Below are 15,860 nucleotides of genomic sequence, written 5' to 3'. Positions count from 1 at the left end.
CGCGACCTGGCGACCCCGTTTCCTAGGGAAGACGATGCGAAAGAAGATGCGTGCATTCACGTTGAGCCTGGTGCTGCCCATCACGCTTGCGACAGTCGCCGCGTGTAGCGCAGAAGGCAGCGTGGCAGACACGGCGGCCTCCGCTGAGGTCAGCCCGCCGTCGGCCTTGATCTCACCTGGCGCCCTCACCGTCACCGCCGACTTCCAGGGGCCACCCTTCGACTACGTCGAGGGAACGACCAAGAAGGGGTTCGACGTCGAGTTCGACGAGATGATCGCGCGACTACTCGGGCTGAAACTCGAACTCGTCGACACCCGTTTCAGTTCGCTGATTCCCAGCCTGCAGGCCGGTCGAGCCGACGCCGCGATATCGATGCTCTACATCACGCAGGAACGCCTGAAAACCGTCGACATGGTGCCTTACGCGCAGACTGGATCGGGCTTTCTGGCCAAGAGTGACGGCGATTTTCAGCCCAAGACCGCCGCCGATCTGTGTGGCCACAAGGTCGCCGTCCTTGCCGGCGGTTTCGAGGAGGGCATGGCGACAGGAGCAATCACTGCAGATTGCGCGGCCAGCGGTTCCACCCTCGATGTGAAATCCTTCCCCACCGACGTCGAGGCGACACAAGATGTGGCGGCGGGCCGCTCTGACGCCTTCTTCACCAACTTCTCGATCGTCTCCTATCGTGCCGACGAGTTCGCGGAACTCAATCTCGCGGTGTCGAACCCCGAGCTGTTGTTCCCGATTCCCACGGGCATCGCAGTGTCCAAGGACAGGCCGGACACCTCGCGGGCGATGGAGCAAGCGGTCGAAAAGCTGGTTGAGAACGGCGAACTCGAAACACTTCTGGACAAGTTCGGACTGCAACTGCCGGACCCTGCGCTGGTTGAGGACGCGCGGAAGGGTGTCCTCTACAAATGATGGGAATCGATTTCCAGTGGGCGGCGTTCCTCGACGCCTTCACTGTTCAAGCCGTGTGGGATGCGGCGAAGACGACGGTGACCTTGGCGACCATCAGCTGGGCGCTCGCCGCGGTGATCGGCTTCGGCCTGGCCTTGATGCGGCAATCGTCAATCGGCGTCGTTCGAGCATTCAGCGCGGCCTACGTGTGGTTCTTTCGCGGAATCCCGCTGCTGCTGCTCATCATCTTCATCTACAACGCTGTGCCGCAGGCAATTCCGCAATCGCAGTCACTCCTGTCGAATCCCTTCATAGCGGGTCTGGTCGCCTTGGTGCTGAGCGAAAGCGGCTACATGGCCGAGGTGTTCCGCGGCGGACTGCAAGGGGTCAGCAACGACCAGCGAGACGCGGGCCGGGCGCTGGGGTTCGGTTATATCGCGGTGCAGAGGCGGGTGGTCATTCCCCAGGCGGTACGGCTCTCCATACCGGCATTGGGCAATGAGTACATCTCCAACCTGAAGAACACGTCGTTGGTGTCGGTCATCTCCCTCGTTGAACTGACCTTGGTGGGGCAGCGCATCTACAGCGTGCACTTCCGCGTCCTGGAGACGCTGGCGGCGATAGCCTGCATCTACCTGGTGATGGTGACAGTCTTCAGCCAATTGCAGCGGATCGTCGAACGTCGAATGGACACCCACAGGCGGGCGAACGGCAAACCGCCGATGGCCGCTGGACCGACGAGTTCGCCTGGCATTCAGCAACTTCGGACTCCCGAGGATTATGCGCCGCCTCCGGAGAGGAGTCGCTCAGACCTGGAGTCCAGTCCTGTCGCCCTTGAGGGCCGGAATCTGCACAAGTCGATTGGTGGGCGCGAAATTCTCCGCGGTGTCGACATCGCCATCAAGAGGGGTGAAGTCTGCGTCGTGATCGGCCCATCCGGGTCGGGTAAGTCCAGCATCCTGCGCTGTCTCAATCACTTGATGGTGGCGGACAGCGGTGTGGTGATTCTCAACGGCGACGAGTGCGGTGGCCCGCAGGACCGCAGCGGCCTTCGGCCCGCAATATCGTCCGAGCGTCGACTGGCACCCCGCCGGCGAGCAATCGGCATGGTGTTCCAGCGATTCGAACTGTTCCCGCACTACTCGGCTCTCGATAACGTCACGTTGGCGCCACGCGAGTTCGGCCTCGTCAAGAAGAACGACGCTCGCGAGTTCGGAATGGCCCTGCTCGACAAGGTCGGCATGTCAGCTCATGCGGATAAGTTCCCGCACCAGCTTTCCGGCGGTCAGCAACAGCGTGTGGCGATCGCACGTGCGTTGGCTATGAATCCGGACGTTCTGCTGTTCGACGAGCCGACGTCAGCGCTGGATCCTGAACTCGTACAAGAGGTGCTTCAGGTGATGTCCGACCTTGCCCGGGACGGGATGACGATGGTCATCGTGACCCATGAGATGAGCTTCGCCCGCCGAATCGCTGATCGTGTGGTCTTCGTGGACGAGGGCCGGATCATCGAGACCGGCGATCCCGACCAGTTGTTCGGCGCACCGGCGGAGGACCGGACGAAGACTTTCCTAGCGGCCATCAGTCATGTCTAGTGGTATCGCGAGCGACGACGAGATACGCGCGAAGATGAAGGCGGCACTTGACCGGATCGACCCAGAGCTCGGCGCCTTCATCACGGTGGATGCTGATGCGGTGAACAGGAATCTGTCGATGGGCGGCGGGACGCGGCTGCGCGGGCTGACGGTTGGTGTCAAAGACCTCATCGATACCGCCGGGCTGCGCACGACCTACGGTTCGCCACGCTTCCGTTACCACGTTCCCACCCGCAGCGCGCCGGTGGTGACGCAGCTGGAACGCGCGGGCGCTGTGGTCATTGGCAAGACCAACCTGAATGAAATGGCTTACGGTGTCAGTGGATACAATCCGCACTACGGATTGATGCGAACCCCGGGCGATCGCTCGCGGACGCCCGGTGGGTCGAGCGGTGGTTCGGCCGTGGCGGTGGCGGCGGGCTACTGTGACATCGGATTAGGCACGGACACCGGCGGATCGGTCAGGATTCCCGCTGCGTGTTGCGGCATCATCGGCTTCAAGTGCGCACACGGATCGGTGTCCATGAAGGGCGTTCATCCTCTTGCCCCGAGCCATGATTCGATTGGGTACCTGGTTCGGTCAGTCGAGATCCTCCAGCGTGTACTGGCGGTCCCAAAACTTCCCGAGGTGCAGGATCTGACCGTCTGCGAAGACGGCTTGGACCTGCTCCCGCCGTTTCCGAGTGCGGACCACTGGGTGACCTTCCGTGCCCAGAGTTATGCGTTGCACCGCGCCCATGCCGAGCAGTCGCCCGAGGACTTCGGCGACGACCTGCTGGTCAAACTCGGCGGCGAGGTCGGCGATGTCGCGCGGGCCGAGGCAACCATGGCCGATTGGCGAGACGAGGTGCACCGGTCACTGGATGGCGTCGACCTCGTAGTTCTGCCTGTCTTCCGCGGGGATGCCCCCACCGTCGAGGCGGTTCTGGAGGACTACGCCGCGAAGAAGCTCACATCATCGGATCGCCTGCTGGAGATCACACCGATGGTCAATGCGCTGGGTTGGCCCGCAATGGTGGTACCCACTGACGACGGTCCTCGCCAGATAGTCGGGCGACCGGGATCCGAGCCCGCAATCCTGGCCTACGGGCGTCGGATCTGTGGCCATGTCTATGAGCCGCCCGTCTGAGACATCAAGGCGTGCACGGACGTCTGCAGATTCTCCTGGAGGTGCCCGGCTAGCGATAGGGCTGCGAACGATCGATAGTGGTCACGTCCACGTACCAGGGAGATGGGACGCGACGGCAGCGGCGGTATGTTCAATGGGCAAACCGGAGGGCCAGCGGCCAGAATCGATGGAAGTGGCAGCAGTGCAACGCCAAGCCCTGCAGAGGCCATCGCGCGGATGCTTCCTAAAGATGGGCTCTCGTAACCGATCTGGGGCTGGAACCCGACATCAGCACAGACCTGGACGAGCATCCTCCGCAGCGCAGCGGACTTGTTGAACGCCAGGAAGTTCTCAGTGGTCAAATCGCGCAGGCTTCGTACCGATTCCCGCAGTGGGCTATCCGGTCCCACCACCAGGGCTATCTCCTCGTGGTACAGCGTCTCGGAGACGAGGCTCTCTGACTCGTGGTGTGGTTCGAACTGGGCGAGCACCATGTCGAGCTTGCGATCCTTCAGCAGAGTCAGTGCGTCCTCGACACTCTCCTCCTGCATGATGACGTCGACGCCGGGGTGCAAAGAGCGGAACCTCACGAGCAACTCCGGCAGGGCTCCGCAGGCTGTCACCGACTGTTGCGCCCCGAGTTGAACCATTCCGTGTTCGAGCTGCATGGTCTCGCGCATGGTCCGCTCGATTGCCTCCAAGTCGGCAAGGATTCGCCGCGCCAGCGGCATGAAGGCGCGTCCCGCGTCCGTCAAACCGACGTGGCGGGTGCCGCGATCGAACAGTCGTATGCCGAGTTCCGTCTCCAGTTGCTTGACCTGATGGGAAAGGGCCGGTTGCGCGACGAACATCTCGGCGGCAGCTTTGGTGAAGTTCAGGTGCCGGGCGACGGCTTCGGCGTAACGGATTTGACGAAGCTCCATATCGCTACGTTATCAATCTGATCCGATTCAGGTATTGGACAGCAGTAACGGGTCGACCTGAGGATGGGCGCATGAGTTCGAACAGCGTCGGTGAATCGGTGACGACTCTCCGCAACCCGCCCACCCATGACCGAAAGGACTTTCCCTCGCTGCACCGCCTGGGCGCCGATGGCGAGCGGTTCGTCCATGCTGACGCGCCGGGTGGTACGCAGGTGACACAAGGGGTGATCGACGCGATAGGTGCCTTCCTCGGCGATTTCAACTCCAATCCCACAAGGGATTTCGTGACCTCACTCGAATCGCGGGCTCTGGTCGATTCGACGCGGCAAGGCGTTGGCGATTTGCTCGACGCCGATGCCGAGGGAGTGATCTTCGGGCCGAACATGACCTCTTTGACATGGCATTTCGCCCGTGCCTTCGAGAAGACGCTGCAGCCCGGCGACAACATCGTCTGCACGCAGCTGGATCACGACGCCAACGTCGCCCCCTGGTTGGCGATCAGTGAGCGAAGGGGTGCCGAGGTGCGATTTGTGCGGCTCGACCCCGAGTCCTTCACCTTGCGCTATGAGGATCTCGACCGTGTGGTGGATTCCCGGACGCGGCTGATCGCCTTCAGCAGAACATCGAATCTTATTGGCACCGAGATCGATACAGCACCCTTCGTCGGGGCCGCGCAGGCGGTGGGGGCCCTCACCTTTGCCGACGGCGTAGCCGCCGCGGCGCACACGAGTATCGCCCAGACCCGGCTGGGGATCGATGTCAGTGTCTGTTCGGCCTACAAGTTCTTCGGTCCACACATTGGGGTGTTGTCGGCCAGCCCTGCCGTGCTCGAACGATTCGAACCCGACAAGGTGCGCCCCGCTCCTGCTGCCGGGCCGCGGCGGTGGGAGCTCGGGATGCCCACTCTCGAGTCGATCGCCGGTCTGTCAGCGGCTGCGGATTACATGCTGGAGATCGGGTACGAGCGCATCCGCGCCCACGAACGGACGCTGACCGGACGCACCCTCGAGGCGCTTGCTGGCCTTGATCACATCACGTTGCACGGCATCGACACGGTCGACGGTCGTGAGCCGATCTTCGCCGTCACCGTCGCCGGGTGGACACCACGGGCCGTAGCGAGGGAACTCGCCAAGCACGGGGTGTTCGTGTCGTCGGGCAATAACTACGCCATCGAATGTCTAAGAGCGCTCGGGATTTCCGACGTAGAGGGCGTTGTGCGGTTTGGTTTCGTGTACTACCACGACGATGAGGATGTCGATCGGCTCACCGCGGCGCTCGCCGCACTGCGCCGCTGAGCTGCAAACAGCAGCGGCCGTTGTCCCTGAGTTTCAACGCAAGTGAGAGGTAAGAATGATCATTCGGACGAAGGCTTCAATACTCGGCACGGACCTCGATGTCGATTGGGGCAACGGAACGAGCCGCCGGCTGCTGGTGGCAGCGGACGAGCGAGGCTACGCGATCACCGACGCCTATGTCAGGCCTGGCACGTCGACCGAGCTGCGCTTCGACAACCATCTGGAGTCCTGTTACTGCGTCGAGGGCCACGGCGCCGTGGAGGTCGACGGAACGACGTTCGCCATCGAGCCGGGAACTCTGTACGCACCCGACAAGGGGGAGGTGCATGTGCTCTCGAGCGCCGACGGGATGCGGCTCATATGCGTGTTCAACCCGCCGCTGGTCGGCACGGAGACGCATAAGCCCGGCGTCACTGGACCTTCGGGGTACTGAGCTACCGCCCGGGACGGTCGACGATGTCCTCGTACTCGGGATGCTTCTCGAGGTAGGCGATCACCGCCGGGCACTCCGGCACGATCCGCAGCCCCTCTGACCTCGTCTGTGCCAGTGCCTCGCTGATCACGACGGTGGCCAGGCCGCGCCCCTCGAAGGCGTCGTCGACCTCGGTGTGCGGAAACACCCGCGCGTTTCCCTCATCCCTGTACTCGGTGAGGCCGACGGTCTTGCCGTCGATCGCGATGGTGAACTTGTCGGATTCCTTGTGCACCGTCACCGGTGCGCCGGTCTTGTCGGTGAGCGTCATGCCCTCCACACTGCCACGGTTCGCCGAACGTGAAGGAGATGGCGAGGATCTCGCGAAACATGGCCATCTTCTTCACGTTGGCTACGAGTGAACTACCCCAGCGAACGCACGATGTCGGGCTTCATGGCCTCGAGCTGCGCGCCCCAGTAGGCCCAGTTGTGCGTGCCGTTGGGCGGGAAGTTGAAGGTGGCGTTGTTGCCGCCCGCGGCGGTGTACGCGTTCTGGAAGGCGATGTTGCTGTCCTTGGTCATCCCCTCGAGCACGGTGGCAGGCAGATCGCCGCCGCCCAGCTCGGTGGGCGTGCCGTTACCCGTGTACACCCAGAGCCGGGTGCCGTTGGCTGCCAGCCTGCCTGCCTGAAGTGTCGGGTCGTTGCGCTGCCACTCCGGCCCGCCGCCCGGACCCCACATCGCGTTCGCGTCGAAACCGCCCGAATCCCGCATCGAGAAGCCGACCAGTGTCGGCCACATCCCCTGCGAGAGGTTGAGGAATCCCGACAGCGACCCGGCGTAGGAGAAGGTGCCGGGGTGGTACGCGGCCAGGATCAGCGCGGCGCTGCCCGCCATCGACAACCCGACCACGGCGTTGCCCGACGGAGAGATCCCCTTGTTCGCCGACAGGTACGCCGGCAGTTCCGAGGTCAGGAAGGTCTCCCAGTTGTAGGTCTGGGTCTGTCCATTGCCGACGGCGGGGGCATTCCAGTTGGTGTAGAAGCTCGACATCCCGCCGACCGGCATGACCACCGCGACACCCGACTCGTAGAAGTCCTCGAATGCGTTGGTCTCGATGTCCCACCCGCTGTTGTCATCCCGCGCGCGCAGCCCGTCGAGCAGGTACACCGCGTGAGAGCCACCGCCCTGGAACCTGACCGGAACGTCGCGGCCCATGGACGCCGACGGCACCATCAGGGTCTCGACCGGAAGGCCCGGCCGGGAGTAGGCGCCCGCGGTCGCCGAACCACCGGCAATACCGACCAGGCCAGGCAACACCGCAGCTGACACCGCGACCACCGCAATCCGGCGCCACGCGCCTCGGAAACTGAACGTCATCCCACTGCCCATCTGTTGTCGATTACCCGCACAGGTCGTGATCGGCCGCACGCAGCGGGCGGGGCGCAGGCCTCTGTTACTGGGTTTTTCGGGGCTCGATACCCCCATCGTTACCGATTTATGCACGACAGGCGTGAAAACCGCACGTATGGTCCGTGGCCAACCAGATACGTGCAGGTCAACGGCCTGGGTCCCAGGCCTGACGCAAGTATGACGGCCACGCAAGGCCGCAGTTCCGCTCACCGCGATTCAAAGCCACCCAGGCCGGTTGTGGGTGGCGCAATGCGACAACCACCCCTGGTGACGACGGATTCGCGGGGGTCGAGGGTGGCGCATTCGCGACCCGTCGAGCTCCACCGCACATCACGACCCTGATCACACGCGAACCCGCCGATACCGTCTCTCACCAGGTCAGTCACACACCGAACAGCCCCGAGGAGGTGACCGTGGCCTCGCAAGACGCTGTCGACGACGGTGCACCACCAACCCCCATCCGCCGACCCCGCGCCGATCAGGCGCGCCTGGTCGCCGACGTCCTGCGACACCAGATCCACGCCGGCGGCTATCCCCACGGTCTGCCGCAGGAGCAGGACCTCGCGAGCGAGTTCTTCGTCTCCCGCAACACCGTCCGCGAGGCGCTGGCCACCCTCAAGGACGAGGGCCTCATCGACCGCGGGCCCCGCACCGGCACCCACGTCGCGATCCGCAAGTACGACCACGGTCTCGATGCGCTGGTCGGGCTCAAGGAGACGTTCAGGGGCTACGGCGACATCCGCAACGAGGTCCGCGCCACCCTGACCGTCTCCGCGCCACCCAGCGTCGCCAGCAAGCTGCGCCTGCGCACCGGAGAACCCGTCGTCTTCATCGAGCGCCTGCGCTACCTCGGAGACCTGCCGCTGAGCCTCGACATGACCTACCTCGCCTCCGATATCGGTGATGAGGTCATCGCACACGACCTCGAGACCAACGACGTCTTCGCCCTCATCGAGCAGGTCACCGGACGCCGGCTCGGAAACGCCAGCCTGGCGGTGGAGGCCGTACCCGCCGAGCCCCACTCCGCAGCGCTTCTACAGGTGCCCGACACGGCGTCGCTACTGCTGCTGGAGCGCCTCACCCATCTCGACGACGGACGGCCCGTCGACCTCGAGTACATACGCATGCGTGGCGATCGAATCACGCTGCGTGGCAACCTAGTCAGGGGACACTGATGGCCCAGGTCAACCAACGCGTCGACGTGCCCGTCACGATCGACGAATCGCTCTGCATCGAGGGCTGCAGGCTCTGCGTCGAGATATGCCCTCTGGACTCGTTGGCCATCAACCCCGAGAACGGCAAGGCGTTCATGCACGTCGACGAGTGTTGGTACTGCGGCCCCTGCGCGGCCCGCTGTCCCACCGGCGCCGTCTCCGTCAACATGCCCTACCTCCTCCGATAGCTCCGGAAAAGCCCTAGGACCACCATGAAACGCACCCTCGCCGCCCTGCTGGCCGCCGTCGCCGCGACGTCACTGGCCTCCTGCTCACTGGATTCCGCCTCGCAGTCCGATGACACCGTCAACGTCGTCATCGGCTACCAGTCCAAGACCATCAACACCGTCACCGCCGGAACACTCTTGAAGGCCAAGGGATTTCTGGAAAAGCGCCTCGCAGACATCAGCAAGTCAAGCGACGTCACGTACAACGTCTCGTGGCAGGACTACGACACCGGCGCCCCCATCACCGCTCAGATGGTCGCCGAGAAGATCGACATCGGCTCCATGGGGGACTACCCGATGCTGATCAACGGCTCCAAGACCCAGGCCAACGAGCGCGCCCGCACCGAGATGGTCTCCGTCACCGGCTACAGCCCGACCGGATCGCTCAACATGATCGTCGTGGGACCCGACTCACCGGCCCGCACCATAACCGACCTCAAGGGCCAGAAGGTCTCCGCCAGTGTCGGATCTGCAGGGCACGGCACCCTGGTTCGTGCGCTCGACAACGCAGGCATCGACCCCAAGACCGGTGTCGAGGTGCTCAACCAGCAGCCCCAGGTCGGCGCGTCAGCCCTGGAATCCGGTCAGGCTCAGGCGCTCTCGCAGTTCGTCGCCTGGCCCGGCCTGCTGGTCTTCCAGAACAAGGCCACGCTGCTCTACGACGGTGCCGAGGGCGACTACCCGACGTTCCACGGCGTGGTGATCCGTCGCGACTACGCCGGCCAGCATCCCGAGTTGCTCGACGCGTTCCTACAGGCCCAGCTCGACGCCACCGAGTTCCTCAACGAGCACCCGCTGGAGTCGGCGAAGCTGGTCGCCGACGGTAGCGGCCTGCCGCAGGAGGTCGTCTACCTCTACAACGGTCCCGGTGGCACCAGCTTCGACACCACGATCAAGCCGTCCCTGGTGCAGGCGCTGAAGGGTGACGTGCCCTATCTGAAGTCCATCGGCGACTTCGCCGACCTCGACATCGACGGGTTCGTCTCCGACACCGCCATCCGCAAGGCGTTCGCCGACCGCGGCCAGGATTACGACGCCGCACTGGACGCCACCGCCAATCCCTCGGCCGTCACCGGCCAGGACCCCGTGTGTGATGTCGCCGTCACCGACGCCAAACTGGCAGGCGAAGTGTGGCTCGACGGTAAGGACGCCACGCAACCCGCCGCCAACCCAGGCTGCCTGCTGCGTGCGATCCGTGAGGCGACCGCGCGCGGTGAGACTGTCCGCGCCGCTTACGTTCCCGACACCGAGTTCGGCACCCGATGGTTCGCCGACAAGTCCGTCTGGGTTCACGACGGCGCCAACTACCTGCCGTTCGGCACGCCGGCAGGCGCCGGGCGCTACACCGCCGCGCATCCAGGCTCCGCCGTCGTCGACTACCAGCAGGCCCTCGCGGGTGCGGTATGACGGCCCCGCCCGCCGTCCTCGCCGCCGACGCGCCGGTCGTCCTCGCCCCGGCCTCGCCGCCGAGGCAGACGCGCACCCGGGCCTGGCCCTCTTGGCTGGTGCGCATCACGTCGGTGGCGGCGGCCATCGCGCTGTGGCAGGTGTTGACCGTCAACGATGTTCGGGCCTGGCTGCGATTCGACACGCTGCCGACCGTCACCGAGGTGGTCACGGCCTTCGGTACCCGACTCGGCACACAGGACTACTGGCTGGACCTCGGCCAGTCACTGATCCGGATCCTCACCGGGTTCGCGCTCGCCGCGGTCGCGGGTGTGGTCACCGGCATCATGCTCGGCCGGTCCCGCAAGTTCGCCAATGCCTTCGGACCGCTCACCGAACTCGCGCGGCCCATCCCCGCCATCGCGATCGTGCCCGTCGCCATTCTGCTGTTCCCCAGCGACGAGGCGGGGATCGTGTTCATCACCTTCCTCGCCGCCTACTTCCCGATCATGGTCAGCACCCGCCACGCCGTGCGCGCCCTGCCGACGCTGTGGGAGGACTCGGTGCGCACGCTCGGCGGTAACCGCGCCGACGTCATCACCCGAGTCGTGTTGCCCGGAATCCTCCCCGGCGTCTTCGGTGGGCTCTCGGTCGGCATCGGCGTCGCGTGGATCTGCGTGATCTCGGCGGAGATGATCTCCGGGCGCCTCGGCGTCGGCTACCGCACGTGGCAGGCCTACACCGTGCTGGCCTACCCCGAGGTGTTCGTCGGCATCATCACCATTGGCGTGCTCGGCTTCGCCACCTCGGCCGCCATCGAACTCATCGGTCGCCGCGTCACCCGCTGGCTGCCCCGCGGCGAGGAGAGGGCGGGGTCATGACTGACAGCTCGGGCATGGCACTGCAGCTACGCGACCTCGTGTTGAGCTACGGCGGCGCCCCCGTCGTGGACGGTCTCGACCTCGACGTCGCCCCCGGCGAGATCCTGGTGCTGACCGGGCCCTCGGGGTGCGGTAAGTCCACCGTGCTGCGGGCGATCGCGGGCCTGCTGCAACCCGACGGGGGAGAGGTGCTGGCCGACGGCGAACGTGTCACCACGACCTCGCGGGATCGCGCCATGGTGTTCCAGGACAACGCGCTGTTGCCCTGGCGCACCGTGCAATCCAACGTCGAACTCGCGCTCAAGCTGGCAGGCGCCCCACGCCAGGGCCGTCGCGCCGAGGCCATCAGGTGGATCGCCGACGTCGGGCTGACCGGTTTCGAGCGCTACCTGCCCAAGAGCCTGTCCGGCGGTATGCGTCAACGCGTCCAACTCGCCCGCGGCCTGGCCGGTGCACCCCGCGCCGTCATGATGGACGAGCCGTTCGGTGCGCTGGACGCCCAGACGCGGGCCACCATGCAGCGCCTCCTCATTGACACCTGGCGCGCCCACCCGACCACCGTCGTCTTCGTCACCCACGACGTCGACGAGGCCCTGCTCATCGGCGATCGCATCGCGGTGCTTGGACGCGCAGGCCAGCCGCTGCGGGCGCTTCTCGACGTGCCATCTCCGCGCGACACCACCGTCGTGCGTAGCGCTGTGCGTGCAGAAGTGATTGCCGCACTCGATCATTCGGAGTTGATCAGCTAGTGGACATCCCCGCACTCTCAGATGCCATCAGGCTCGACTGCGACGTCCTCGTCATCGGCGGCGGCACGGCGGGCACCATGGCCGCGCTCACCGCCGCTGAGAACGGCGCGCAGGTGCTGCTGCTGGAGAAGGCCCACGTCCGGCACTCCGGCGCACTGGCGATGGGTATGGACGGCGTCAACAATGCCGTGATTCCCGGTAAGGCCACCCCCGAGGACTACGTCGCCGAGATCACCCGCGCCAACGACGGAATCATCAACCAGCGCACCATCTATCAGACCGCGACCCGCGGCTTCGCGATGGTGCAGCGGCTCGAGCGCTACGGCGTCAAGTTCGAGAAGGACGAGCACGGCGAGTACGCCGTCCGCCGCGTCCACCGCTCGGGCTCCTATGTGCTGCCGATGCCCGAGGGCAAGGACGTGAAGAAGGCGCTCTACCGGGTGCTGCGGCAGCGCTCGATGCGCGAGAGGATCCGCATCGAGAACCGCTTCGTGCCGGTGCGCGTGCTGACACACGAGGGCAAGGCCGTCGGTGCCGCCGCCCTGAACAGTCGGACCGGCGAGTTCGTCGTCGTCGGCGCCAAGGCCGTCATCCTCGCCACCGGACCGTGTGGCAGGCTCGGCCTCCCCGCATCGGGTTATCTCTATGGCACCTACGAGAATCCGACCAACGCCGGTGACGGCTACTCGATGGCGTTTCATGCGGGCGCGGAGCTGTCGGGCATCGAGTGCTTCCAGATCAATCCGCTGATCAAGGACTACAACGGACCGGCCTGTGCCTACGTCGCCAACCCGTTCGGTGGCTATCAGGTCAACGCTCTCGGCGAGCGGTTCGTCGACTCCGACTACTGGTCGGGGCAGATGATGGCCGAGGTCAAGAGCGAGATCGAATCGGCCCGCGGCCCGATCTACCTCAAGGTCAGCCACCTGCCCGACGAGACGCTGTCGACGCTCGAGGGCATCCTGCACACCACCGAGCGGCCCACCCGCGGCACCTTCCACGCCAACCGGGGCCATGACTACCGCACGCACGATGTCGAGATGCACATCTCCGAGATCGGCCTGTGCGGTGGACATTCCGCGTCCGGAGTCTGGGTCGACGAGAACGCCCGCACCACCGTGGACGGCCTGTACGCGGCCGGCGACCTGGCCTGCGTGCCACACAACTACATGATCGGGGCCTTCGTCTACGGGGATCTGGCGGGCTCCCACGCGGTGTCAACACTTGCTGACGTCGCGGCGCCGGAAGCCCTGCCGGCCGACCAGATCGCCGAGGCCCACGAATTGATCTACCGGCCGCTCCGCAACCCCGACGGCCCGCCGCAGCCCCAGGTCGAGTACAAGCTTCGGCGCTTCGTCAATGACTATGTTGCGCCGCCGAAGACTGCGGCCAAGCTGTCGATCGCTGTGCAGACCTTCGATCGCATGCGCGAGGAGATCGCCGGAATCGGTGCCACCACGCCGCACGAGCTACTGCGCGCGGTCGAGGTGTCGTTCATCCGGGACTGCGCGGAGATGGCGGCCCGTTCGTCGTTGACCCGCACCGAATCCCGCTGGGGCCTCTACCACGACCGCAGTGACCTGCCCGACCGCGATGACGAGGGTTGGCGCTACCACCTCAACCTGCGCAAGACCTCCAGTGGCGATATGGAGTTCCTCAAGCGGCCCGTCGCACCGTACTTCGTCCCCGTCCCCGGGCTCGACGACTTGCCCAGCGGTGAAACCGAACCCATCGCCGTGCGACAGCCCGACCTCGTCGGCGGCCAGGCGCCGCCCTCGGAGGTGTCTCGGGTGCGCACCGAGTCGTCGGCGCAGCCGCCGTCACCGCGGATAGCTGCGGTGCTCGCGCTCGACGAGCCCGCGCTCGACGATCTCGCGCCGTTCCTCACCGACGGCGATCCCGGCGTGCGGCAGACCGCCGTCGACGTGCTCACCGAGCACCTGTGCGACGGTTACGCATCCGCACTAGTCGCCGCGCTTGCCGACGAGCACGTCGAGGTGCGGCGGGTGGCGGCCGACGGCATCCGGGAACTCGTCGAGGTGCTGCCCGGCCCCGAGGCGCTGCGCCCGCTGGTCGACTCCGCCGACCCGATCGTGCGCGGCGCTGTTCTGTACGTGCTCAGCTCACGTCGCGTCGGTGATCCCGCGAGCTATCGACGGGCGGTGGCCGACGACGACCACCGCGTGCGGATCGAGGCCGTGCGGGCCCTGGTCTCCGTCGATGACGCCGACGGCGTCGCTGGCGCCCGCGACGACGTCAACCGTGAGGTGCGCATCACCGTGGCCAACGGTCTGGGCACCCTGGGCACCGGCACACAGGCCGTCCGCGCACTGATCGGTGACCCCGATCCGCTGGTGCGCGCCGCCGCCCTTGCCGCGATGGGTGTCATCGGGTGGGACGACACCGACGCCACGACGGTCGAGGGTGCGCTCGCCGCGTCGGCCTGGCAGATCCGCCAGGGTGCGGCCCGCGCGCTGGCCGGGGCCCCGTCACCGTCGACGGCAGTACCGCCGCTGTCGAGGGCGCTGGGCGATCCACACCTCGACGTGCGCAAGGCTGCGGTCCTCAGCCTTACCCGGTGGGCGGCGTCCGAGGTCACGGCGCGCGATGCGCTGACAGGTGCGCTTGACGACGGCGATGCCGACGTCCGCGCCTACGCCCGGCAGGCGCTGGCGGCATCCGCGACCGTGTGACCTGCCTCACAAGCAGGCGTACGCTGGGGGCATCTCGCGAGGAAGGGAGATGCAGATGAAGGGTGCGTATCACGATCCTGTTGACCACGCCCGCACCACTCAGCCGCATGCCGGCGAGTCGTTCATCGACACGCTGTGGCTGCCCGGCCTGATCCTCATCATGTTCGGCACCGTCACCATCGCCGGGTTCATTTTTGCCACGGCGTACGGCAACAGTGACGTGCAGCTGGCCCTCGGGTTCATCGCCGGCGCACTGGTGACGGCGGGCGCGCTCCTGATCACGCTGGAACACCGCCGGGTCAAGCGTGTCGAGCAGCGCTGGCTCGCCGAACACCCGGAGCGACAGCGGCACCTGCACGCGTAGCGCTGGCACGAGCGGGGGCGCTGATCACGCCGAGACAGGTATCGCGATCTCGTTGCGGCGACGAAACGGCAGCGTCCATGGCGGGTCGTAGAACCACGCCGTGGGATCGCCCGTCGCCTCGATACCGTAGGCGCGCAACGATTCCCGCAGCTCGGCTGTTCGTGCCTTGAGGGCATCGGGACCGCGGTCGCCGGTGAACGTCAGGACAACGAACGTCTCGGCGGGCACCTCGATCAGCCGGACGCGGTCGTCATCGGGTACGGGGAGCGTCTGCATGGTCCACTTGGACGGCATGAAGAACCGGATCACCCAGCCAGTGTCGCCGTCGCTGGGCTGCGTGGACTGGGCGACAGGCGCGGTCATCGCGATCGACTGCCCCGCCTTCGATTGGCCGACGGGGGCCGTCATGGCGATGGCGTCCGAGCCGTGGTTCCTCCCGAATATATAGCCCGCAAGACGGCGAAAGCCTTCACTGCGTGCGGCGTCCTCGTCGGCCGCGACGATGGTCTCGGCCGCTATACGCGGGCCGTAGCGGCGTAGCTCGACGTTATCGGCGAGTGGTTCGCTGGTATGGGAGGGCTCCTCGGTGCCGATGCGTATCCCGACAATCATCAGCGCCGATTCGACGACCTGCACGGTCAGTGATGCCAGTCGACCTAGCATGGGCGCCCTCCTCCTCGTTGATGCCAGTGATTGCCA

16 protein-coding genes are annotated in these 15,860 nt (G+C 65.8%); 12 read left to right on the top strand and 4 right to left on the bottom strand.

Annotated elements, in window-relative coordinates:
- Positions 1 to 34: 34 nt before the first annotated feature.
- From ABIA65_RS20305 to ABIA65_RS20295, 3 genes are read left to right on the top strand one after another with little or no spacing between them, the layout of a single operon-like run.
- On the top strand, positions 35 to 922 hold the full coding sequence (locus ABIA65_RS20305) for a transporter substrate-binding domain-containing protein (protein ID WP_354524716.1): 888 nt from the start codon (positions 35 to 37) through the stop codon (positions 920 to 922).
- A complete protein-coding gene (locus tag ABIA65_RS20300; protein WP_354524715.1) occupies positions 922 to 2,496 on the top strand; it encodes an amino acid ABC transporter permease/ATP-binding protein in 1,575 nt (524 codons plus the stop codon). The genes ABIA65_RS20305 and ABIA65_RS20300 overlap by 1 nt, the downstream gene beginning before the upstream one ends.
- Complete coding sequence (locus tag ABIA65_RS20295; RefSeq protein WP_354524714.1) at positions 2,489 to 3,625, top strand: amidase; 1,137 nt, start codon at positions 2,489 to 2,491, stop codon at positions 3,623 to 3,625. Before ABIA65_RS20300 ends, ABIA65_RS20295 begins: the two co-directional genes overlap by 8 nt.
- On the opposite strand, the gene ABIA65_RS20290 is transcribed toward ABIA65_RS20295, so the two are convergent.
- A complete protein-coding gene (locus ABIA65_RS20290) occupies positions 3,607 to 4,527 on the bottom strand; it encodes a LysR family transcriptional regulator (RefSeq protein ID WP_241400921.1) in 921 nt (306 codons plus the stop codon). The two genes, ABIA65_RS20295 and ABIA65_RS20290, sit on opposite strands and share 19 nt — an antisense overlap.
- A gap of 71 nt (positions 4,528 to 4,598) precedes the next feature.
- Between ABIA65_RS20290 and ABIA65_RS20285 the strand changes: the two genes are divergently transcribed.
- Both ABIA65_RS20285 and ABIA65_RS20280 read left to right on the top strand, forming a co-directional pair.
- The gene (locus ABIA65_RS20285; protein WP_354524713.1) at positions 4,599 to 5,822 is read left to right on the top strand and encodes an aminotransferase class V-fold PLP-dependent enzyme; all 1,224 of its coding nucleotides are present in this window, start codon (positions 4,599 to 4,601) and stop codon (positions 5,820 to 5,822) included.
- 55 nt (positions 5,823 to 5,877) lie between these two features.
- Positions 5,878 to 6,255: an ectoine synthase gene (locus tag ABIA65_RS20280; protein ID WP_354524712.1), complete on the top strand. Its 378-nt coding sequence runs from the start codon at positions 5,878 to 5,880 to the stop codon at positions 6,253 to 6,255.
- Position 6,256: 1 nt separating this feature from the next.
- Here ABIA65_RS20280 and ABIA65_RS20275 read toward each other — a convergent pair whose 3' ends face one another.
- A complete protein-coding gene (locus ABIA65_RS20275; RefSeq protein WP_354524711.1) occupies positions 6,257 to 6,565 on the bottom strand; it encodes a GNAT family N-acetyltransferase in 309 nt (102 codons plus the stop codon).
- A gap of 92 nt (positions 6,566 to 6,657) precedes the next feature.
- Positions 6,658 to 7,614: an esterase family protein gene (locus ABIA65_RS20270; protein WP_354524710.1), complete on the bottom strand. Its 957-nt coding sequence runs from the start codon at positions 7,612 to 7,614 to the stop codon at positions 6,658 to 6,660.
- 446 nt (positions 7,615 to 8,060) lie between these two features.
- Between ABIA65_RS20270 and ABIA65_RS20265 the strand changes: the two genes are divergently transcribed.
- From ABIA65_RS20265 to usfY, 7 genes are read left to right on the top strand one after another with little or no spacing between them, the layout of a single operon-like run.
- Complete coding sequence (locus ABIA65_RS20265; RefSeq protein WP_241400916.1) at positions 8,061 to 8,822, top strand: GntR family transcriptional regulator; 762 nt, start codon at positions 8,061 to 8,063, stop codon at positions 8,820 to 8,822.
- Positions 8,822 to 9,049, top strand: a complete 228-nt coding sequence (locus ABIA65_RS20260) for a 4Fe-4S dicluster domain-containing protein (protein ID WP_241400915.1) — start codon at positions 8,822 to 8,824, stop codon at positions 9,047 to 9,049. Before ABIA65_RS20265 ends, ABIA65_RS20260 begins: the two co-directional genes overlap by 1 nt.
- 24 nt (positions 9,050 to 9,073) lie before the next feature.
- On the top strand, positions 9,074 to 10,495 hold the full coding sequence (locus tag ABIA65_RS20255) for an ABC transporter substrate-binding protein (protein WP_354524709.1): 1,422 nt from the start codon (positions 9,074 to 9,076) through the stop codon (positions 10,493 to 10,495).
- Positions 10,492 to 11,355: an ABC transporter permease gene (locus ABIA65_RS20250; protein ID WP_354524708.1), complete on the top strand. Its 864-nt coding sequence runs from the start codon at positions 10,492 to 10,494 to the stop codon at positions 11,353 to 11,355. Before ABIA65_RS20255 ends, ABIA65_RS20250 begins: the two co-directional genes overlap by 4 nt.
- A gap of 14 nt (positions 11,356 to 11,369) precedes the next feature.
- Positions 11,370 to 12,104 carry an ABC transporter ATP-binding protein gene (locus tag ABIA65_RS20245; RefSeq protein ID WP_371747137.1) on the top strand — a complete coding sequence of 245 codons (735 nt, stop codon included), beginning with the start codon at positions 11,370 to 11,372 and terminating at the stop codon, positions 12,102 to 12,104.
- On the top strand, positions 12,104 to 14,797 hold the full coding sequence (locus tag ABIA65_RS20240; protein ID WP_354524707.1) for a fumarate reductase/succinate dehydrogenase flavoprotein subunit: 2,694 nt from the start codon (positions 12,104 to 12,106) through the stop codon (positions 14,795 to 14,797). The genes ABIA65_RS20245 and ABIA65_RS20240 overlap by 1 nt, the downstream gene beginning before the upstream one ends.
- A 49-nt stretch (positions 14,798 to 14,846) precedes the next feature.
- On the top strand, positions 14,847 to 15,161 hold the full coding sequence (usfY, locus tag ABIA65_RS20235; protein ID WP_354524706.1) for a protein UsfY: 315 nt from the start codon (positions 14,847 to 14,849) through the stop codon (positions 15,159 to 15,161).
- A 24-nt stretch (positions 15,162 to 15,185) separates the two neighbouring features.
- Here the strand turns inward: usfY and ABIA65_RS20230 are convergent, their stop codons facing one another.
- Entirely contained in the window at positions 15,186 to 15,824 is a 639-nt protein-coding gene (locus ABIA65_RS20230) for an SOUL family heme-binding protein (protein WP_354524705.1), read from the bottom strand.
- Between the last annotated feature and the right edge of the window lie 36 nt (positions 15,825 to 15,860).

It is taken from the genome of Mycolicibacterium sp. 624 (assembly GCF_040548615.1).
GTDB lineage: Bacteria > Actinomycetota > Actinomycetes > Mycobacteriales > Mycobacteriaceae > Mycobacterium.
The sequence above is the reverse complement of the archived record's forward strand: the minus strand, read 5'-3'. Positions and strand labels throughout refer to the sequence as shown.